This window comes from Arthrobacter sp. TmtSoilC77 (assembly GCF_059739415.1).
On the sequence record NZ_AP046050.1, the window covers coordinates 3506687 to 3526755 of the forward strand.

A 20069-nucleotide genomic window follows, 5' to 3' on the forward strand; every position below is an offset into this window, starting at 1 on the left:
GGCTACAGGGAGGGCTGAACCCCGAAGGCAACTGCGAGCTTCATGATCTTCTCGGCCCGGCCAAGGCGTGGAAGGTCCGAACCGTCCCGGATCACCCTGCCGTTGGCTTCGAAGTCGCTCATGAAGTCGGTGGCCCACGCAACGTCCGACGGCGTGGGGCTGATGACCTCGTTAATCACGGTGGTCTGGTCGATTGCCAGGCACAGCTTGCCGGTCATGCCCATGGTTACGGTGATGCCGGTCTGCTCGCGCAGGATGGGGTGGTTGGTGCCGACCGTGGGGCCATCAATGGGGCCGGGCAGGTTGCCGACACGGCTGGCAACGACGAGCTTGGCGCGCGGGTAGGCCATGGCCTCGGGGGTGGCGGCCATGCCGGTGTCGCGGCGGAAGTCACCTGAACCGAACGCCAGGCGGAACGCGCCCTGGGCGCGGGCAATGTGGTTGGCTTCCTCGATGCCGAGGGCGGACTCAACCAGTGCAATCACGGGGGTCTTGCCGTCCATGCGGTGGTAGGACTCCGTAACCTGGTCCGCGGACTCGGTCTTGGCGAGCATCACTCCGAGCAGGCCCGGGGTGCCGCGGAGGCCGGCGAGGTCGTCTGCCCAAAAGGGGCTGGTGGCGTCATTGATGCGAACCCAGGCCTGACCGCCGGACCTCAGCCAGTTCACGACATTCTCGCGGGCCGTGTCCTTCTGGGATGGGTCAACGGCGTCTTCGATGTCCAGGATGATGGCGTCTGCCCGTGAACCCGCGGATTCGTCAAAAAGTTCCGTCTTCATGGCGTTCACGAGGAGCCAGGAGCGGGCGATATCGGCGGGAATATTGCGGGTAGGCCGAATGGATTCGGCGGCGATGCTAGACGTCATGTATCTACCGTATCCGGCAAGCGGCCCGGAGGGCGAAGAAATCTGCCCGGTTGTGAGGATCAATACGAACTAAAGCCCTTATGACTGTGCCCTCCCCCAGTATGACTGTCCGACGGCGGCACGCGGCTTTCGTTTCCAGCGCACGCCGCACGGTGGGTCATTGAACTCAAGAGTGTCGTCATTGGGGTCAGCAGTGTCGTCATCCGGCTCAACACAATCTTTATCCGGCTCAACGCTGCGACTTTGTTTCCGTCGATTGCATTTCATGGCTTCGCGTTGCGCCCGGTTGCCCGCTGTTTCAGAGCGTTTCCCGCTGTTTCCCGCGGTTTCCCGCGGTTTCCCACTATGAACGCTCCGCTTTCCACGGGCCACCCGGATGGGCTTTCATCGTTCCCAAGCCGGTGAACATACGGCTCCCCAACCGAAACACAATCACACGAAAGTAGCTCCCATGAAACTGCACTTGCCCCTGCTGAGCGTCGCGGCCGCCGTCGTACTAGCGCTGACGGTGTCCGGCTGCGGCGGTGCAGCCGAAGCCGGACAAGCCAACCAACCCGGCAACGAGGTCAAGGAACTCCGCTACCAAGGCTCGGCCAACAACGTGACCTTCCCTGAGCTTGCTGCAGATCTCGGCTACCTGGGCGATCTGAAGCTGAACTGGGTGGGCAACACCACCAGCGGCCCGCAGGACATCCAGTCCGCGGCTACCAACCAGACGGACTTCGGCGGCGCATTCTCCGGAGCGGTGGTGAAGCTCATCGAAGCGGGCGCCCCCGTGAAGGCCGTGGTCAATTACTACGGCTCGGACGAGAAGACCTTCAACGGCTATTACGTGAAGGCGGACAGCTCCATCAAGGGACCCCGTGACCTGATCGGCAAGAAGATCGCGGTCAACACACTTGGCGCACACCACGAGGCGGTCATCAATACGTACCTGACGCAGAACGGTCTCAGCCCGGACGAGATCAAGCAGGTCCAGCTCGTCCCCTTGGCACCGAACGATACGGAGGAAGCCATCCGCCGAGGCCAGGTGGACGCGGGCACCCTTGGCGGAGTGCTGCAGGACAGGGCCGTTGAGGCCGGCGGACTACGTTCACTATTCAGCGATGTGCAGTTGTTCGGCAACTTTGCAGGCGGCCAGATCGTGCTCCGGAACGACTTCATCGAAAAGAACCCAAACACCACCCGCACGTTCACTACCGGCGTTGCCAAAGCCATCAAATGGGCAGCGGAAACACCGCGCGACGAAGTCATTGCCCGCTTCACCAAGATCATCGAAAACCGCGGACGCAATGAGAGCACGGCCAACCTGAAGTTCTGGAAGAGCCCTGGGGTTCCGGACAGCGGTGTGATCAAGGACGAGGACTTTACCCGCTGGGAGGCGTGGCTGAACTCTGCCGGGATCGTGAAGGACAAGCTCACGCCGTCCAAGTACTACACCAACGAATTCAACGATCTCGCCGGTGCCACGAACGGCACAGCTACTGACGCAGCCAAGACTGACGCAGCCAGGAAGGGATAGCCATGACAGCCAAAATCAGCCTCCGCAACGTGACCAAGCAATTCACGGTCCGGGCTACGAAGTCCACTGCCGCAACGACGCTCACGGCCATCGATTCGCTGAGCCTGGACGTGCGCGACGGCGAGTTCCTCACCTTGGTAGGGCCAAGCGGTTCCGGCAAGACCACCCTGCTGGACTTGCTCGCGGGCCTCTCAACGCCCACGTCCGGGGAGGTTCTCGTTGACGGCAAGCCCGTGACAGGTCCCGGCAAGGACCGCGCCGTGGTGTTCCAGCAGTACGCACTGTTCCCTTGGCGGACAGCTTCGGCCAACGTGTCCATCGGCCTGGAAGGACCAGGGCCGGACGGCAGGAAATTGAACCGGCGCGAACGGGCAGCCAAGGCCAGGGAGTACTTGGCACTCGTCGGGCTGGCCGGGTTCGAGGACCGCTATCCCCATGAGCTCTCCGGAGGCATGAAGCAACGGGTCGCGATCGCCCGCAGCCTGGCTTACGAGCCCGACGTCCTGCTGATGGACGAGCCTTTCGCGGCATTGGACGCCCAAACCCGCGAGCAGTTGCAGGACGAACTGCTGCGCATCTGGAAGGCCACCGGCAAGACCATCGTGTTCATCACCCACGGCATTGACGAGGCCGTTTACCTCGGCGGGCGCGTGGCAGTTCTGAGCGCCCGCCCCGGCCGGCTGAAGGAAATTGTGGACATCAACATCCCCGATCGCGACGGGGAGGACGACATCCGCTCCCACCCGGCGTTCGTCGAGCACCGGCACGAGGTATGGACGCTCCTGCACGATGAGGTCCGTCGCGCGCAGGACGCCGGGCACCGGAAGATCCTCCCGGACGGCAGCGCACCGGATGAACCGTCAACCCTGACCAAAGAGGGAACCGCCACCAATGAAAGGACTGCGGCCTGATGAGCACCACATTGACGCAGACAGAAACCGCGGCGGCAGCGCGCAAGGCAAGCATCACCACCGAGCCGGGTAACGCCGTCGGACCTTCCGGTACTGCTGCCGCACCCGCCCGGGACGGTAACGCGCAACGTTCGACGCCGGTCCTCGCCACCGTGCGCAGGGTTACGGCAGCAGCCGGTTCAGGCGTGTGGAAGTCCGCCGGCATCCTGGCCTTCCTGGCGCTGTGGGAATTCGGCCCGACGTATCTGGCCAGCCCGTCCACCAGGGTATTCCTGCCACCGTTGCACGACGTGCTGTTGGCATGGGGCAAGCTCTTTGAAGCCGGCACCATCCAAGGCCACATCGCGGCCAGCCTCACCAGGTCAGTCACCGGTTTCGGCGCGGCCCTCGTTGCAGGTGTGTTGCTGGGACTACTGATCGCCTGGTACGGACGGCTCAACGCAGTCCTCAACCCCTTGCTGGAGCTCTTCCGCAATACGGCCGCCCTGGCCCTGCTGCCTGTGTTCACTCTGCTGCTGGGAATCGGCGAGGAATCCAAGATCAGCATCGTGGCTTACGCGGCCTTCTTCCCGGTGCTGCTGAACACGATCGCCGGAGTGAAAACCGTGGATCCGTTGCTCATACGGGCTGCGCGCTCGCTGGGACTGAACAGTTTCCGACTCTTCCAGAAAGTCATCCTGCCATCCGCCGTACCCACGATCTTCACTGGTATCCGCATGGCCGGCACTGCGTCAATCCTGGTGCTGATTGCCGCCGAAATGGTCGGCGCCAAGGCCGGACTTGGCTACTTGATCGTGAACGCGCAGAGCAGCTTCCTGATCCCTGATATGTACGCGGGCATCCTGACAGTCTCGCTGCTGGGCCTTGGCGTGAACTTCCTGCTGGTCGCCTTGGAACGCCACTTCTCCCGCTGGCGGACGGCAGTAGGCGCGGACGCCCCCTGAAAACCACCCCTGTGGCACCCGCCACAACCCATCACAAAGTAAGGAAAGAACAATGACCCTCATTACCGAAACCAAGCTTGAATTTGCCAAGCTGGGCTCCCGCATCGGCGCGGAAATCCGGGGACTCGATATCAGTGGAGACCTCAGCGAGGACACGATCGCCCAGATCCGGGGCGCGCTGAACGAGCACAAGGCCCTGGTATTCCGGGAGGCCAACATCCTCACAGACGAAGCCCAGGTGAAGTTCGCCAGCCATTTCGGACCGCTTACCAAGGCCCATCCCACGGTTGCGTCCGTGGAAGGTGAAGAAAACGTCTTGCCGGTGGACAGTGAGAACGGCTCCGCGAATAACTGGCACACGGACGTTACTTTCGTGGTCAATCCGCCGCAGGCCTCCACACTGCGGAGCATCGACCTGCCTGCCTATGGCGGGGAGACGCTCATCGCTTCCTCCGCTGGCGCCTACCAGGACCTGCCGGAGGAACTGCGCAACTTCGCGGACACCCTCTGGGCCATCCACACCAACGATTACGACTACTCCGTGCCCAAGAACCTTGAGCACCAGAATGCCGAGGAGCGCCGCAAGGAGTTCACCCGCCTGAAGTTCGAAACCGCCCACCCCGTGGTGCGGGTCCACCCGTTGACCGGCGAGCGCGGATTGTTCATTGGGGGCTTCGCGCAGCGGCTTCGGATCGTGGGCTTGTCCAACACAGAATCCCGGGACATCATCAGGCTGCTGCAGGCTTATGTGACGCGCCCGGAGAACGTGGTCCGGGTGAATTGGGAGCCCAACCAGGTTGTCTTGTTCGACAACCGGATCACCCAGCACTACGCCCCGGACAACTACGACGGGCAGCCGCGCAAGCTCAATCGCGTCACCATTGCCGGCGACATTCCCGTGAGCATCGACGGCAAGGCAAGCCAGGCCATCCAGGGTGATTCAAGCACCTACTCGGTGGTCGCCCCGGTCACTCGCGTTTCGTAGGGGCCCGTATGTGTTGCTGTTGTAGCCCATCTGAGTCGCAGTTAAGCGCGTTTTGAGACGTCATAACGCGCACAACTGCGACTCAGTTGGGTAAAACGCGCTTTAGGGGATGTTGCTTCCCCGGGCCGCCACCCACAGGCCGTACCACTCCTCCCTGGACATGGCGGCAGCCACGGAGGCGGCATCAGAGCAGGCAGCGATCCGCCCGGGGTTGGTGGTTCCCAGCACGGGAGAGATCCGCGCCGGATGCCGCATCAGCCACGCCAGCAGTACTGATTCAGGCGTGGTGCCTTTCTCCCGCGCGAGCCGCTGAAGCATTTCAGCGGTAGCGGACTCGGCCGGCGACTTTTCCCCGGACGGCGCCCCTGTGTAGCGCCCTTGAGCCAGGGCGCCGTAGGCCTGGAGCTCAATCCCCTTGGCCGTGCATAGCTCCAGGGTCCCATGCGGAAAGTTGAAGCCCAGCCCGTCCGCATGGTTGACCAGTACGGTGCTTTCCAGCCAGTCCCGCCGCAGCAGGCTCATCTCCAGTTGGTTGGCGATGATGGGCATCTCAAGGGAGTCCTGCAGGAACTCGATCTGCGCGCCGGACATGTTGGACACACCCAGCTGCCGCACCTTGCCTTCCGTAACAAGCTGCCCGACGGCGTCCGCCACCTCGCGGGGATCCATCAAGGGATCCGGCCGGTGCAGGAGAAGGACGTCTACGTAATCCGTTTGAAGGCGCTTCAGGCTTTCATTGACCCGTTCAAGGATGGCTTCCCGGCTGAGGTCGTAGTGCGTGTCCAGCCCGCGCTCCCCCAGCCTGATCCCACATTTGGTTTGCAGCAGGATCTTCCCGCGCAGGCCCTGCGAACGGGCGAGGACTTCCCCGAAGACGGCTTCGGACTTGCCGCTGCGGTAGATGTCAGCATGATCGAACAATTCGATGCCGATACCTTGTGCTGCCTCGATGACTGCGGCAGCCTGTTCAATCTCCGCGGCACCATAGGACGTTCCGTCCCAAGGACCGCCAAGACCCATGCAGCCGTAGATCAGGCGCCCGCGCCCGTTCGCGTTATTCATCCCTGTATTCAATCAGTTGGCTGCCCGGCGCTTACGCGTCGCGGACCACCCAGGCTGTGGTGTCGGCCGGGAGCAGGCCGCCTTCCAGCGGTCCGCTGCTCACGACGACGGTGCCTGCCGGAAGCGCGAAGGGCTCGCTTCCGAAGTTGGTTACCGTTTCCCAACCGCCCGGACGGCTGAAGTGCAGAACGTCCTGGTTTCCGGTCTCAACCCATTCGAGTTCCTCGTCGGTCTGCAGTTCCCTGCGCAGGCGCAGTGCTTTGCGGTAGAGCTCCAGCGTTGAGCCTTCACGTCCTTCCTGCTCGGACACCGCGTACTTGGCGAACCATTCCGGCTGCGGCAGGTGTGCCTTGCCTTCTCCGAAGCCAAAGGAGGGTCCTTCTGCGGTCCACGGCAGCGGAACGCGGCAACCATCGCGGCCGATCTCCACGCCTGGGTTGCGGTAGAAGGACGGGTCCTGCCGCTCGGAGTCCGGAATTTCGGTTACTTCCTGCAGGCCAAGCTCTTCGCCTTGGTAAAGGTAGGCGGAGCCGGGTAGCGCGAGGAGCAGCAGCGTGGCGGCGCGGGCACGACGCAAGCCGAGTTCGACGTCGAGCTCTTCCGCCGGCGCGCCGGCCAGCAGCCAGCCTTTGCCGTCCTGGCCCTTTGGCTTGCCGGCCGAGACATCCTGGGCGGCGTTGGTTCCCTTGGCAACTGAACCGCCCTTGGGCAGTCCATAGCGGGTGGCGTGCCGAACGACGTCGTGGTTGGAGAACACCCAGGTGGAGGACGCCCCGGTTTCCTTGGCCGCGATCAGGTTTTCCGTGATGATGGTCCGGAAGGAAGGCGCATCGAAGTCGGCCTGCAGGAGGTCGAAGTTGAAGGCTTGGCCCAGTCCCTCAGGGCTGGCATAGCGGGCGCGACGCGATTCGTGGACCCAGGCCTCGGCTACTGCAGTGCGCGGCGGGTTGTACTCGTTGAAGAGCTTGCGCCACTCCGCGTAGACCTCGTGGACTTCGTCACGGTCCCAGAACGGGTGTGACCCGTCTACGAAACCGTCCGTGCCGTGGGCCCGGGCCTCGAGGTCTGCCTTCATCGGCAACGGCTCGGAGAGATCCTTGGCCATGCCGTGCGCGACGTCGATGCGGAAGCCGTCCACGCCGCGGTCGGACCAGAACCGCAGGGTCTTCAGGAAGTCCTCGCGAACCTCGGGGTTGTCCCAATTGAAGTCGGGCTGCTCCTTGGCGAAGATGTGCATGTACCACTGTCCGGGAGTGCCATCGGGCTCGGTGATGCGTTCCCAGACCGGTCCGCCAAACACGGAGTCCCAATCCGAGGGCGGAAGCTCGCCGTTTTTCCCCTTGCCGTCACGGAAGATGTAGCGTTCCCGCGCTGCAGAACCCTTGGGCGATGCCAGGGCCTCCTTGAACCATTCATGGCGGTCCGAAGAGTGGTTGGGCACGATATCGGCCACCAGCTTGATGCCGGCGGCATGCAGTGCTGCTGCCATCTCATCGAAATCTTCAAGCGTCCCCAGCTTGGGGTCCACGTTGCGGTAGTCATCGACGTCGTAGCCACCGTCCGCAAGCGCCGACGGGTAGAACGGGCTCAGCCAAACGGCGTCGATCCCCAGTTCCTTCAGGTACGGGACCTTGGCGGTGATGCCCTTGAGGTCACCGATGCCGTCGCCGTTGGAATCGGAGAAGCTGCGCGGGTAGATCTGGTAAACAGCCGCCTGGCGCCACCAGTTGGGATCAGCCATTCGCTCTGCGTCGGTACGGTGTGCCTGAGTGGCGGAAGTGCTCACGAAACTCCTTTGATTTAGAATCTAAATTTATATCCCGGACCAGTATGAAACGCTGGGCACGGAAGGTCAACATCCACTAGCCCTTAACGGCACCTTGTGTCACGCCAGCCATGACCCACCTCTGCGTAAAGAGGTACGCGACGATCGCGGGCGCCATCGCCATCAGGTAGGAGGCGAAAGATACGTGGTAGTTGTTGCTGAACTGCGTTTGAAACAGGTTTTGCCGTACCGGCAGGGTCTGCAGTGCCGGATCGGAAATGATCAACGACGGCATCATGAAGTCATTCCAGGCATAGAGGAAGGCGAAGATACCCACGGTGGCGCTCATCGGCGCCAACAGCGGGAAGATCAGCTTCCAGAATGTCTGCCATGTCGTAGCGCCATCGATCCGGGCACTCTCTTCCAGTTCCATGGGTATGGAACGCAGGAATGCGGTGAAGAGCAGCACGCTGAAGCTCAGTTGGAACATGGTGGCCAGGAGGATAACGCCGAACGGGTTGTCCAGCCCAAGACGACCGGTGAGCTGGATCTGCGGCAATGCAACCACCGGGAACGGAATGAACATCGCTCCGAGAAGGTAGAAGAACGAGTACCTGAACAACCGGCGTTCCCAGTTGCGCACAATCGCATAGGAGGCGAATGCAGCAAGGACGATGGTGGCGAGGACAGTCCCTGCAGTCACCAGCAATGACATGGCGGCACCGACGGGAAAGTTCGTCAGGGTCCAGGCCTGGATGAAACCGTCAAGGCTGAAGGGGGCGGGAAAGGAGAAAGCGTTGCCATCCACAGCCTGCCCCTGGGTCTTGAAGGCCATGGACACCGTGACATACAGGGGAAGCAGCACGGTCACTGCGCACAGGACGAGCACTGTGGTTGCCGGCCAGTTGACCCGCTCGATCGCCGGAGCCGACCGCCGTCGCCTGGTTGGAGCGGTGATGGTTTCAACGTGGGAGAAGTCCTCGATTGCGAGGGTGGTTTGTTTGGTCATCAGAGTGCATTCCGTCCGCGAGTCAGCGAAAGCTGCAGGAGTGAGATAAGGATGGCGACCACGAAGAAGATCGTCGCGTTGGCCATCTGGTAGGCGTAGTCGCCGCCATTGAAGCCGGCAATGACAGTCATCGCAATGCTCCGGGTGGAGGTCCCGGGGCCACCGTTCGTCAGCCCGACGATGATGTCGTAAGCATTCAGGAAGCCCTTGAACCCGAGAATTATGTTGATGACCACATAACCGGCCACCAACGGAAGGGTGATCTTCAGCAGCTGCTGGAATTTGCCCGCGCCGTCGATTTCCGCGGCCTCATAGACGTCCCCGGGCACTGCAACAAGTCCCGCAATGTAGATGAGCAGTGCCCCGGGTACCGCCTGCCATGCTGTGACAACCACAATCGCAATCCACGCGAGGTCCGGGTTTGCCAGGAGGCTGGTCTCCAACCAGGGGATCCCCGCCGCAGCTCCCGCGGCAGGCAAGGAGTTCGAGAACAGGAAATTGAACACGTAGGCGATGATGATGCCGGAAACCACCATCGGGATGACGAAAATGGTCCGCAGTGCGGACTTCATCCGGATGCGCGCGGTAAGGCCGACGGCAAGGAGGAAGGCGATCACGTTGACGGCGATCACTGTAACGATGGAGAAACCGAAGGTGAACAGGTAACTCTGCAGGATAGCGGGGTCGCTGAAGATCGCTATGTAGTTTGTCAGGCCGATGAACTCCCAATCACCAATTCCAATGGAGTCCGTGAAGCTGAAGAAGATACCGATGATGCCCGGAATCGTGATGGCGAGCGTGAACAGGATGAGGCTGGGCACGAGGAAAAAGTAGAAAATCGGTTCCACACGCCGCCTGCTGCGCTGCCCTTGGCGGCTCTGCCCGGATGTGGTTGAGGTGCTGATGCTGGACATGATTCTGACTTCCTATGTTCTGCACTACTGGCGGAAGGCCAGGCGCGCCCAATCTGCGTCGAGTGTGCGGAGGGTGGATGCAGGGGACGCGCCGAACACGATTGCCTGCGTGTAGTTCATGATCGGTATGGTGCGCGGAACGAGTACCGAGGGGCCCTGGTAAACCTGCGATTTCTCGTAGTACTCCACCATTCCCTCGATCCGGGGATCCGGAACATTTGCAGAGTCCTTGGTGGGTGTGAAGCCCAACTGCGACTTGTTGTAGGCATCGATTACCTCTGGCCGGTACAGGTACTCGAGGAAGGTGCGCGCAGCGTCCTTGTGCTTGGACGCCTCGGGAATCCAGGCCGCGAGGTCCACGTTGACCCGGACGCGCAGGTCCTTGGGGTCCTCGGTCATCGGGAGGGGAAAGGTTCCGAGCTTGAGGTCCGGGGCGGTCTTGGCGATCTCGCTGAACGCCCAGGGCCCCTGCAGATACATGGCCGCCTTGCCCTGCGAGAAAGCAAGATTACCGTCACCGTAGGCGCGGCTTGCAGCATCCTTGTTGACGTAGTTCTTCGCGAGCGTCAGCATCTTCTCAACTGGCTGGTTGAAGTCCTTCTGGAATGACACCGGGGATTCCGGACCAACCTTCGTGCCCTCGGCAGCAAGCTTCCTGAAGAAGTCAATGGTGTCCACCTGCCCGCCTACGGAGTAGTCAAACCACCCCTGGGCAATCGTCCAGTCGTCCTTCCATGTGGCATAGAACGGCGTCACGCCAGCGGCTTTCAGCGCTTCACACGCCGCGATCATCTCGCTCCAGGTCTTCGGCACGGCGATGTTGTGCGCAGCGAAGATCTCCTTGTTGTAAATCACCGAGGACGCCATGACTGAGTAGGGCAGGGCACTGGTGCGCTCCGGGTAGGAACCGTACTGGTCCATCAGAGGCTGGAGGTCTTCGCGGACGCGGGAGGCGGCCTGGGTGCCTGACAAGTCGCTCAACGCTCCGCGCTGGACGAAGCGGGACGTCTCCATGTTGTAGTTTGCAAGCGCGATGTCCGGTGGATTGCCGCGGACGAAACTCGCGGACACGACGTCGACGCCCGAGGTGTCCAGGACCACCTCGGTTTCGTTCTGGGAAGCGTTGTAGTCGGCAACCAGCTTGGTCATGAATCCGATCGCCTCCCGCTTGCTGAAGGTGAAGCGGATGGTCTCTTTGCCCGGCTCCCCGGTGCAGCCCGAGAGAAGGCCGGCCAGCAGTGCCAGACCCAGGCCCATCGCTGCCATGCGTTTCTTGCGCGTAGCTTTCACAGACTCCATAGTCCTTTCGTCTTGCGGACCCCCAGTGGCCGCTATGCCGTGGGGGGAGGTGGTCGTGTTCGACCTCCACCGGAGTTTTGATAGGAGGTAAATTTATGACCTATCGCTAGTATTTAGTGAGGAGCGCCACATGGTCAAGCTTTGGGGGAAATACGTCGTCATCTAAATTTATGCACTAAATTTAGAGAGACCGCTCTATCACTCCGGTAGGCGGCTGAAAAGGTGGGAGCGCCGAATGCTGATCGGGATTGCGCCGTCAACCCAGCTGGTTCGCAGGGTCAATGCCAGCGCGATGCTCAAGGCCATGCGTGGTGCCGGTGTGGTAACAGGCACAGAACTCATGGCTTCCACCGGGCTCTCCCGCGCCACCGTCATTTCCATCTGCGACGAACTTGTCCGGCTCGGCTGGCTCCAGGAACTGGAAAACCAGCGGGGGGCCGGAGACTACATCAAGGGCAGGCCGGCACGCCGCTTTGTTTTCGACGACAACGCGGCCAGCGTGCTCGGAATCGACATCGGCGCCAATAAGATCACCGCCATAGTTGCCGACATGGCCGGAACACCTTTATCCCAGGTCACGATGCCCTTCCGCACGTACAACGTCTCTGCCAATGAGCGCGCAGATGTGCTGGACCGGATCGCAGCAGACGTCCTGAAAAAGGCCGGCGTACCTGCAGACTCGATCCTTGCAGTGTCCGTGGGAGTTGCTGCCCCGGTAAGCCGCGACGGCGAGGTCCTCACCGTCCAGGAATTCTGGAAATCCTTCGATGTCCGCGGGATTGTTGCAGAGCGGCATGGCTGGCAGGTACTCGTGGAAAACGACGCCAACCTCGCAGCCCTCGCGGAACGGTGGCAGGGCACTGCGCAGGGAGTCGACAACCTTGTGGTTATGCTGGCAGGCGATCGCCTGGGTTCCGGAATCCTCGAATCCGGCCGTTTGCTCCACGGGCAGCTTGGCGGCTTTGGGGAACTGGGATACCTGGACACCGTTGACGGCGTGGGCGACACGTACGGCATCGCCCACTACGCCGTGCTGTGGGGGCGGGAAGCGCTTGACGATACCCCGACCACGAAGCTGCGGGAACTTTGCGGGGATGATCCTGCAGCGTTAACAGCGGAGATGGTTTTCAAGGCAGCCGCGGAAGGCGACCACGCCGCCCGTCAGGCCCTGGACCGTGTGGCGCACCGCATGGCCCGTGTCATCGGCTCGATCAGTACCTTGGTCAACCCTGAGCTGGTGGTTATTGCGGGAGCCGTCGCCGCCTCTGCCCATGCACTGATCCCAGCCATTGAAAAGCAGTTGCCCGACTTCACCTTCACTCCCCCGCGGCTGGCAACCTCCACCCTCGGTGACCGCATTGTGTCCCTCGGCGCGATCCGCCACGCCCTGGACTACGTCGAGGAGCACGCGCTGGACCTGTCCCCCTCGTCATTGCCGAAGCGCGCGGACGCCTCCTGATCGTGTCCAGCGCCCGACTGCAACCCGGGCCTGCGCGGTGCTATTCCGGCATTGACATGGTGCGCAAATCCAGCTGCCTCAGGACACGATCTGCCACTTCAGGATCAGTCCCGGGCTCATTACGCGCCTCCACCACTTCCTGACGGGCGGCATCCAGCGCGATCGTCTGCACGGCAATGGCAAGTTCACGCCCCCGCTTGCGTTTCTCCGCCGCCGACTCGTTGCGCAACGTCCCATCCAGCAGCTCTGCGTGGAGCCGGCGCATCTTTTCCTTGACCAGTGCCACTTTGTCCGCCGGGAGTTCCTTCATGAGCTCATGGTCCTTCAGCGCCGAGACTGCTGCCGACTGCGCACGTTTGGCCAGAACGCGTGCCGCGTCCTTTTCATGGGAACCGTCCTCCGTGGCTTTCAGGACCCGCATCAGCCAGGGAAGTGTCAGGCCCGGCAGTACCAACGTGGCCAGAAGCACGGCGCAGGCGATGACGAGGATTTCGTGCCGTGCGGGAAAGTCACTACCATCAGGCAGGGTCACGGGGAGCGCCAAAGCGAGGGCCAGGGTGGCCAGCCCACGCATTCCACACCATGTCAGGATGAGTACTTCCTTGGGCGAGGTCGGCTGCAGCAGATTCCGCCGCCGGTGGGCCGTGAGCGCAAGCAGCCCGAGCCATAGGTAGCGGACAACGAACACCAGGATGCAAGTCACCACGGCAACGCCGATCATCCCGAAAATCGCCGTCCCCTCGTCACGGATGACGTGACGGATCTCCAAGCCCACCAGGCCGAAGGCCAGTCCGGTGGCCAGCAGCTCCACCACGTCCCAGAAAGCTGTCCGCGTAATGCGCTCAGCAGCGTCCTGCGGCCGCGCGTGGCGTTGCAGCTCCAGGGCAGTCACGACGACGGCCACCACGCCTGATGCGTGCAGCTCTTCCGCCAGGATGTACGCAGCGAACGGAACCACAAGCGTGACCGCGCTGCGTGCCACCATGGACGTCACAAGCTTGGTGATGAACTTGGTCAGCCAGCCCATGGCGATGCCAATGACCACTGCCAAGGCAGCACCCACCACAAACTGCAGGATGACATTGGGGCCCACTTCGCTACCGGACACCGTGGCAGCGACTGCTGCCTGGAAGATCACGATTGCGGCGGCGTCATTGAAAAGGCCCTCGCTCTGCAGAACAGTAATGAGCCGCCTGGGCATGTGAACGCGGCCAGCCACTGACTCCACGGCAACGGGATCCGGCGGCGCCACCATGGCTCCCAAAGCAATCGCTGCCGGGATCCCGATACCAGGAATCATGAGCCACGCAGCACCAGCCACCACCGCGGTGGAAACCACCACCAAGGCGACAGCCATGAGTAGCAGCGTCCGCCACCGGACGCGGAAAACGGCCCAGGAACTCTTCTGCGCAGTGGCAAAGAGCAACGGCGGGAGGAAGATTGGCAGGATCAGCTCCGGCGAAATCTCAAACTCAGGAAAGCCGGGAATGAACGTCAGCGCAACAGCCAGGAGCAGCATCAGGACCGGATAAGGAAGCCGAAGCCTGTCCCCCAGGCCGACGGCCAGCACCGTGGCAAGCAGCAATCCGATAATGAGTGCCAGCTGATCCATGTTCCCGCTTCCCCAGAAGTTGTACGAGCTTCCGGCAGGCCTGGCCCACGGAAGCTACCTACCAACCTATCCCGGGGTCCGTAGATCCCTTGCCACGTCAATCCGTGGACCACGTCAATCCGTGGTCAGGGCATCCACCACGTCAACGGTCCCATCCTTGAAAGTGATGGTCCGGTGGATAGTGCCCGGAAGTTCCAGGACGGCAGCGGCCACCAAAGCAACGTTGGCACGGGACGTCCCGGTGCCGTTGCCAGGGTTGGCCGGGTTGACTTCGATCAACCCGGACGCCGGCTCCTCGGTCAAGGTTCCCGGTCCCAGCACCGTCCAGTCCAGGCCGCTACTGCGCAGGTAGTCATCGGCCGCTGCTTTGGACTCTGCATAAGGGAAGAAAGGGTGGTCCTTGGGAATGCCATGATCCTTGGCACTGCCGATGTAAGACACCATCACGTAACGCTTAACGCCGGCTTCCTTGGCTGCGTCCATGGATCGGATGGCGGCGTCCCGGTCCACGGTATAGGTCCTGGCCGGGTTACCCCCACCGGCCCCTGCCGACCAGACCACGGCATCGTGGCCCTCGAGCGCATGGGCGAGTTCCGCCGTCGTCGAGTTTTCCACGTCCAGCACTTGCGCAGTGGCTCCCGTCTCCGTGACATCTGCCACATGATCGGGATTCCGAATGAACGACGTGACATCGTGACCTTCGCCACTAAGAATCCGGGATAGATGAAGGGCCACTTTGCCGTGGCCGCCAATGATTGCGATTCGGCTCATGCACCCATTCTGGGGTTATAGGACAAAACGTGTGTATGGGAGGGGCTTGCATTCCAGTGATCGCGGGGGAAATCCGGGTTAGCTAAGCTTTTGAAGCTTAGGGTGGCTGGGGTGCTTGCATATCTCCGGAGTGTTTGATTTGTGGTCGCGGGCTGGTTCGGAACGGGAAAACAGCTGCCGGGAAGCAGCGGTACCGGTGCCTGGAGTGCGGGGCGAGCCGCTCGGGTGAACGTCCCGATGTGAGCCGCCGGGCTGAATTGGATGCGTTCCTGGGCTGGCTGCTGGGCACGTCAAACCAGTCCGCGGCAACCTCGTTCGGCACCGCCCGTTCCTTCCGGCGCCGAACAGGGTGGTGCTGGAACATCGCCCCGAAGATTCCGGCCACGGGCGAGGTCCATGACCAGGTCCAGGTCGACGGGATTTATGTGGGCTCGTGGTGCTGTTTGATCGCTGTGGCCGGGGATTACGTGCTGGGTTGGCAGTGGTGCGATACCGAGAAGAAGGCCGCGTGGGCTGCCCTGCTCGCACGGTTCCCCGCCCCCACCGTCGTGGTCACCGATGGTGGCTCCGGCATCGCAGCGGCCCTGTCCGAGTGCTGGAGTGAGACCGCGGTTCAGCGGTGCCTGGTCCACGTCCAACGCAACGTCCGCACCTACCTGACCGGCCGGCCCAGGACTGAGGCGGGCAAGGCGTTGCTGCGGCTCGGGCGCGCCCTAACGAGGATCACCACCGCGGCCGAAGCCGCCGCGTGGCTGGGCGGGCTCCATGACTGGCACCAGAGCTACGGGAACCTGGTCAAAGCCCGCACCTATCGCAACGGCAGCGCCGTTGTGCCCGGGTGGGTCAGGGCGAATCAAACCTGGTGGTACACCCACGACAGGCTCCGTAAGGCCTACCGGCTGTTGGAACGGCTCAGCCAGGCCGGGACACTTTTCACCTACCTGCGCGCCGAGTTCGCCGGCCTCCAGATCGCCTCGACCACCAACCGCATTGAAGGCGGCACCAACGCCCAACTCCGGTTACTGCTGCGGGCCCACCGGGGCATGAGCGAAGAGCACCGCAAACGGGCGATCGAGTGGTACCTCTACCTCCACAGCGAACAGCCCCTGCCACCGGCGAAACTCATCAAAGCCCAGCACCACCACCCGGCCAAGACCGAAACCAGGACCCCGATCGAGCAGGAACCCGGGCCCGAGCTCTACAGCACCGGACTCAGCGCCGAGGAAGGCCTCTGGGACCGCAAAGGCTGGGCCGGACGCACATGACACACCCGGGATTTACACACGTTTTGTCCTATAACCCCCATTCTGTCCCAGATGGAAAGGTGGCGCGGTTGGGCAAATGAAAAGACCCCGCAGATGATACCTGCGGGGTCTTGCTCTGTAGCGGTGGGGAGGCTCGATCTCCCGACCTCACGATTATGAGTCGTGCGCTCTAACCAACTGAGCTACACCGCCACGAATGAGAAAAACCTGTGTCAAGCCGGTCAAAACCGCCTTGACACAGGCCCTCATTCAGAGCCCCCCACCGGAATCGATCCGGTGACCTCGTTCTTACCAAGAACGCGCTCTACCACTGAGCTAGGGGGGCAACGAGTAAATACTCTACCGGACGTTTTCAGAAGCTACAAATCGGCGAAAATCCGCGGAAAAACGGCGTCGACACAATTTGCGCAGACGCCGTTTTCCTGATCCAGATAACGCCCAAATCAGGGCAGCCGGAGCACCTGTCCGGGGTAGATGAGATCCGGGTTGGGCACTGTGTCAGCATTCGTTGCGATCAGGGCTCCGAGGTCCACCCCGAACTGCGCAGCGATGCCGCTCATCGTGTCGCCGGGCTCAACCACAACCTCCGTGACGCGCGGGGCGACTGGACCACGTTGTCCTGCCTCGGCAGCGGCCTCAGAGGCTGCCTGGCGGGTCACTGGCTGGATCTCCGGGGCTTCCGGATCCAAGCCGGCCTGTTCGGCGATCCCAGCGCCTGCAGCGTTGGCTGCCGCCTGCTGTTCGGCGGCCTGGGCTGCGGCAGCTTCCGCGGCCGCCTTGTTCGAAGCAGAAGCATCGACGGCGGCAGCATCCTCTGCCGCCTGGTCCACAGCGGAGCGGTCGGCAGCGGAGGGGGCGGCAGCGGGTTGGTCGGCAGGATCAACTGAGGTGTCCGAGCCGGTGGCCACACCCTGGTTCCTGTGACCCTTTTCACCGGCATCCACCACGCTGGCATCCGGGACACTGGCATCCGGGCTTAGGTGATGTTTCTCACCACGGCCCAGGTTCTTCTTCAAGTTGTCGAGCAATCCCATCGGAACCCTCCTACATTCAGCTTGCGACCTTCAGGCTCTTCGCAGCTACGCCACTCGTAGCACCTCGATCGTACGGCGGCACTCCGGGCGTTCCAAGGCCTCCAGGACCTCCGCAGAAATCCCGGTCTTGTTCGAACATTCCCACCGTTCAAGGCCCCGTATATCGAACAAGGCCCGGAATTGACGGGATTAAACGCCACAGGGGGCCGGCCCGAAAGCCGACCCCCTGACGGGAACTACTTAGTGTTTACCGCTTGCCCAGTGTTTACCACTTGCCCTTGCGGTTGAAGTCGCGGTGTCCGCCTTCGCCACCGCTGCGGGGCTTGCGGGCGCCGTCGCCGTGTCCGCCGAAGCGGGAGCCGCTGGCCTGGCCCCGGTCACGATCGCCGAAGCTGCCTGCAGTGCGCTCGGAGCGGTCGCTGTACGTGCGGCCGCCGCGGTCGGCAGAGGAACGCTCGCCACCTTCGGACTTGCGGAAGTCCTTCTTGAACCCACCGCTGCCCTTGAAGTTGCCGCCACCACGGTTTTCGCGGTCGCCATAGCCACCACGGCCACCGGCGCCACCCCCGGCGTAGCTGCCACGGTCGCTGTTGGGCCTGCGTCCGTTGTCCAGCTCAAGGTGGATCAGTTCGCCACCAATGCGGGTGCGGGACAGTGCGCGCAACTGCTCGGGGCTGAGGTCTGCCGGGAGCTCCACCAGGGAGTGGTCCGAGCGGATGTCGATGCCACCGATTTGTGCGGAGGAGATGCCACCTTCGTTGGCAATGGCGCCCACGATGGAGCCCGGCATGACGCGCTGACGGCGTCCGACGGCGATCCGGTAGGTTGCATTGCCCTCGGTGAGCGCACGGGTCGGGCCACGGGAGCCGAAGCCATCCTTGGAGCGCTCGCGCTTCTGGTACTCAGGAGCTGCAGGCAGTTCCTTGACCAGCAGCGGCTGTCCGCCCTGTGCCATGACGGCCAGTGCAGCAGCGATCTCCGAGGCCGGTACGTTGTGCTCTTCTTCGTAGGAGGAGATGAGGTCGCGGAATGCTGCAACATCCTCGGACTCGAGGGTTTCGGTGATGCGTTCAGCGAACTTGCCCAGGCGCAGCGTGTTCACGGTCTCGGCCGTGGGCAGGTGCATCTGCTCCACCGGCTGGCGCGTAGCCTTCTCAATGGAACGCAGCAGGTACTTCTCCCGCGGCGTCATGAACAGGATCGCGTCACCGGAACGGCCTGCACGGCCGGTACGGCCAATGCGGTGGACGTAGGACTCGGTGTCGTGGGGGATGTCGTAGTTGATGACGTGGCTGATGCGCTCAACGTCAAGGCCACGGGCTGCGACGTCGGTAGCAACCAGGATGTCGATGCGGCCTTCCTTCAGCGCGTCAACAGTGCGTTCGCGCTGCTGCTGCGGGATGTCGCCGTTGATGGCGGCAGCCTGGAAACCACGGGCCTTCAGCTTGTCGGCGAGGTCCTCGGTTGCCATTTTGGTGCGCACGAAGGCGATGACGCCGTCGAAGTCTTCAACCTCGAGGATGCGGGTCAGGGCGTCCAGCTTGTGCGGGCCCATGACCTGGAGGTAACGCTGCTTGGTGTTGGCACCGGTGGTGGTCTTGGACTTCACCGAGATTTCAGCAGGGTTGTTCAGGTACTGCTTGGACATGCGGCGGATCTGGCCCGGCATGGTGGCAGAGAACAGTGCAACCTGGCGGGTTTCCGGAGTCTGCTGGAAGATCTGCTCCACGTCGTCGGCGAAGCCCATGCGCAGCATCTCGTCAGCTTCATCCAGCACCAGGTACTGGAGTTCGGAGAGGTCCAGGGAGCCCTTGGCAATGTGGTCGATCACACGGCCGGGGGTACCGACAACAACCTGTGCACCGCGGCGAAGGCCGGCCAGCTGGGGACCGTAAGCGGAACCACCGTAAACGGGAAGCACGGTGAAGTCGTCAATGTGCTTGGCGTAGGAAGTGAACGCTTCGGCAACCTGGAGGGCGAGTTCACGCGTCGGCGCCAGGACCAATGCCTGGGTCTTGCGGGACGGGCCGTTGAGGTCGTGCAGCTCCGCCAGGCGGGACAGGGCAGGGACAGCGAAGGCTGCAGTCTTGCCGGTACCGGTCTGGGCCAGGCCGACGACGTCGCGGCCTTCGAGGAGCAGCGGGATGGTGGCTGCCTGGATGGGGGACGGCTTTTCGTACCCGACATCCTGCAGTGCGGCCAGAACGCGGCCATCGATGCCAAGATCGACGAAGCGGACGCCTTCTTCTTCCTCGTCTTCTACCTTGGGGGCAGAAGCTTCGGTGAAGGTGGGGGCTGCAGACTCGGGTGCAGCGTTCTCGACGGGGGCAGCGGCGGCGGCCGGTGCTTCTACTGCGGTGCCTTCAGCGGCGGTCTCTGCTACGTCAGCAGACTCAGCGTTGGGGGCGTCGAAGTTTTCGTTGAGATTTTCGGTCATAGGGGGAAATTCCTCATCCATAGGGCAGTCGGCGCGGCCCGGTTGGGCTTGGCCGCATTACTCGTCGCGAAGAGCCAGGCAAAGGTGCCCTGCTTTCGCAAGAAGTCCGGCGCTATCGCAATCCCATGGCAGGACTTCCCGCTGCATCTCTTGGCTGCTATCCCAGCAGTCTGTACAGCGTTTTCTTTAGCCGGCTCTCCCTATGAAAATGCCC

General features: G+C 62.5%; 16 protein-coding genes and 2 tRNA genes. 6 read left to right on the forward strand and 12 right to left on the reverse strand.

The genetic code is table 11. The features are described from left to right. Positions 1–2: 2 nt before the first annotated feature. Complete coding sequence (locus AC6I99_RS16185; RefSeq protein ID WP_224088372.1) at positions 3–866, reverse strand: HpcH/HpaI aldolase/citrate lyase family protein; 864 nt, start codon at positions 864–866, stop codon at positions 3–5. Positions 867–1317: 451 nt separating this feature from the next. Here AC6I99_RS16185 and AC6I99_RS16190 point away from each other — a divergent pair, with 451 nt between their 5' ends. The 4 genes from AC6I99_RS16190 to AC6I99_RS16205 are packed head-to-tail and all read left to right on the forward strand — an operon-like array spanning position 1318 to position 5228. After that, positions 1318–2388: an ABC transporter substrate-binding protein gene (locus tag AC6I99_RS16190; protein WP_224088374.1), complete on the forward strand. Its 1071-nt coding sequence runs from the start codon at positions 1318–1320 to the stop codon at positions 2386–2388. A gap of 2 nt (positions 2389–2390) precedes the next feature. Continuing rightward, positions 2391–3299, forward strand: coding sequence for an ABC transporter ATP-binding protein (locus AC6I99_RS16195; RefSeq protein ID WP_497961272.1), 909 nt, complete (start codon positions 2391–2393; stop codon positions 3297–3299). Beyond that, positions 3299–4243, forward strand: coding sequence for an ABC transporter permease (locus AC6I99_RS16200; protein ID WP_309925729.1), 945 nt, complete (start codon positions 3299–3301; stop codon positions 4241–4243). The genes AC6I99_RS16195 and AC6I99_RS16200 overlap by 1 nt, the downstream gene beginning before the upstream one ends. A 52-nt stretch (positions 4244–4295) precedes the next feature. Next, on the forward strand, positions 4296–5228 hold the full coding sequence (locus AC6I99_RS16205) for a TauD/TfdA dioxygenase family protein (protein ID WP_497961273.1): 933 nt from the start codon (positions 4296–4298) through the stop codon (positions 5226–5228). A gap of 102 nt (positions 5229–5330) precedes the next feature. Here the strand turns inward: AC6I99_RS16205 and AC6I99_RS16210 are convergent, their stop codons facing one another. The 5 genes from AC6I99_RS16210 to AC6I99_RS16230 all read right to left on the reverse strand — a co-directional run bounded on the left by AC6I99_RS16210 (position 5331) and on the right by AC6I99_RS16230 (position 11277). Beyond that, positions 5331–6290, reverse strand: a complete 960-nt coding sequence (locus AC6I99_RS16210; protein WP_497961274.1) for an aldo/keto reductase — start codon at positions 6288–6290, stop codon at positions 5331–5333. A 31-nt stretch (positions 6291–6321) separates the two neighbouring features. Continuing rightward, a complete protein-coding gene (locus tag AC6I99_RS16215; protein ID WP_497944668.1) occupies positions 6322–8076 on the reverse strand; it encodes a glycoside hydrolase family 13 protein in 1755 nt (584 codons plus the stop codon). Between the two features lie 76 nt (positions 8077–8152). Beyond that, a complete protein-coding gene (locus tag AC6I99_RS16220) occupies positions 8153–9064 on the reverse strand; it encodes a carbohydrate ABC transporter permease (protein WP_224165030.1) in 912 nt (303 codons plus the stop codon). After that, a complete protein-coding gene (locus tag AC6I99_RS16225; protein WP_309925720.1) occupies positions 9064–9978 on the reverse strand; it encodes a carbohydrate ABC transporter permease in 915 nt (304 codons plus the stop codon). Before AC6I99_RS16225 ends, AC6I99_RS16220 begins: the two co-directional genes overlap by 1 nt. Positions 9979–10002: 24 nt before the next feature. Beyond that, the gene (locus AC6I99_RS16230) at positions 10003–11277 is read right to left on the reverse strand and encodes an extracellular solute-binding protein (RefSeq protein ID WP_224165032.1); all 1275 of its coding nucleotides are present in this window, start codon (positions 11275–11277) and stop codon (positions 10003–10005) included. A gap of 235 nt (positions 11278–11512) precedes the next feature. Here AC6I99_RS16230 and AC6I99_RS16235 point away from each other — a divergent pair, with 235 nt between their 5' ends. Continuing rightward, positions 11513–12736, forward strand: a complete 1224-nt coding sequence (locus AC6I99_RS16235) for an ROK family protein (RefSeq protein WP_309925717.1) — start codon at positions 11513–11515, stop codon at positions 12734–12736. Between the two features lie 40 nt (positions 12737–12776). Here AC6I99_RS16235 and AC6I99_RS16240 read toward each other — a convergent pair whose 3' ends face one another. Together AC6I99_RS16240 and AC6I99_RS16245 are read right to left on the reverse strand one after the other, a co-directional pair. Further along, positions 12777–14348: a Na+/H+ antiporter gene (locus tag AC6I99_RS16240; protein ID WP_497961275.1), complete on the reverse strand. Its 1572-nt coding sequence runs from the start codon at positions 14346–14348 to the stop codon at positions 12777–12779. A 114-nt stretch (positions 14349–14462) separates the two neighbouring features. Continuing rightward, a complete protein-coding gene (locus tag AC6I99_RS16245; protein WP_497961276.1) occupies positions 14463–15119 on the reverse strand; it encodes an SDR family oxidoreductase in 657 nt (218 codons plus the stop codon). Between the two features lie 134 nt (positions 15120–15253). Here AC6I99_RS16245 and AC6I99_RS16250 point away from each other — a divergent pair, with 134 nt between their 5' ends. Further along, positions 15254–16384, forward strand: coding sequence for an IS1249 family transposase (locus AC6I99_RS16250; protein WP_497943933.1), 1131 nt, complete (start codon positions 15254–15256; stop codon positions 16382–16384). Positions 16385–16502: 118 nt separating this feature from the next. Here the strand turns inward: AC6I99_RS16250 and AC6I99_RS16255 are convergent. The 4 genes from AC6I99_RS16255 to AC6I99_RS16270 all read right to left on the reverse strand — a co-directional run bounded on the left by AC6I99_RS16255 (position 16503) and on the right by AC6I99_RS16270 (position 19855). Next, positions 16503–16576 (reverse strand) — tRNA-Met (locus AC6I99_RS16255). A gap of 61 nt (positions 16577–16637) precedes the next feature. After that, positions 16638–16709, reverse strand: a tRNA-Thr gene (locus AC6I99_RS16260). 118 nt (positions 16710–16827) lie between these two features. Beyond that, positions 16828–17418 (reverse strand): LysM peptidoglycan-binding domain-containing protein, encoded by a 591-nt coding sequence (locus tag AC6I99_RS16265; RefSeq protein WP_497961277.1) that lies wholly within the window; start codon positions 17416–17418, stop codon positions 16828–16830. Positions 17419–17683: 265 nt separating this feature from the next. Then, positions 17684–19855 (reverse strand): DEAD/DEAH box helicase, encoded by a 2172-nt coding sequence (locus AC6I99_RS16270; RefSeq protein WP_224165037.1) that lies wholly within the window; start codon positions 19853–19855, stop codon positions 17684–17686. Between the last annotated feature and the right edge of the window lie 214 nt (positions 19856–20069).

Coding starts and splice junctions, on each gene's coding strand:
- AC6I99_RS16185 (WP_224088372.1), bottom strand. CDS start 866: ATGACGTCTAGCATCGCCGCCGAATCCATTCGGCCTACCCGCAATATT.
- AC6I99_RS16190 (WP_224088374.1), top strand. CDS start 1,318: ATGAAACTGCACTTGCCCCTGCTGAGCGTCGCGGCCGCCGTCGTACTA.
- AC6I99_RS16195 (WP_497961272.1), top strand. CDS start 2,391: ATGACAGCCAAAATCAGCCTCCGCAACGTGACCAAGCAATTCACGGTC.
- AC6I99_RS16200 (WP_309925729.1), top strand. CDS start 3,299: ATGAGCACCACATTGACGCAGACAGAAACCGCGGCGGCAGCGCGCAAG.
- AC6I99_RS16205 (WP_497961273.1), top strand. CDS start 4,296: ATGACCCTCATTACCGAAACCAAGCTTGAATTTGCCAAGCTGGGCTCC.
- AC6I99_RS16210 (WP_497961274.1), bottom strand. CDS start 6,290: ATGAATAACGCGAACGGGCGCGGGCGCCTGATCTACGGCTGCATGGGT.
- AC6I99_RS16220 (WP_224165030.1), bottom strand. CDS start 9,064: ATGACCAAACAAACCACCCTCGCAATCGAGGACTTCTCCCACGTTGAA.
- AC6I99_RS16225 (WP_309925720.1), bottom strand. CDS start 9,978: ATGTCCAGCATCAGCACCTCAACCACATCCGGGCAGAGCCGCCAAGGG.
- AC6I99_RS16230 (WP_224165032.1), bottom strand. CDS start 11,277: ATGGAGTCTGTGAAAGCTACGCGCAAGAAACGCATGGCAGCGATGGGC.
- AC6I99_RS16235 (WP_309925717.1), top strand. CDS start 11,513: ATGCTGATCGGGATTGCGCCGTCAACCCAGCTGGTTCGCAGGGTCAAT.
- AC6I99_RS16240 (WP_497961275.1), bottom strand. CDS start 14,348: ATGGATCAGCTGGCACTCATTATCGGATTGCTGCTTGCCACGGTGCTG.
- AC6I99_RS16245 (WP_497961276.1), bottom strand. CDS start 15,119: ATGAGCCGAATCGCAATCATTGGCGGCCACGGCAAAGTGGCCCTTCAT.
- AC6I99_RS16265 (WP_497961277.1), bottom strand. CDS start 17,418: ATGGGATTGCTCGACAACTTGAAGAAGAACCTGGGCCGTGGTGAGAAA.
- AC6I99_RS16270 (WP_224165037.1), bottom strand. CDS start 19,855: ATGACCGAAAATCTCAACGAAAACTTCGACGCCCCCAACGCTGAGTCT.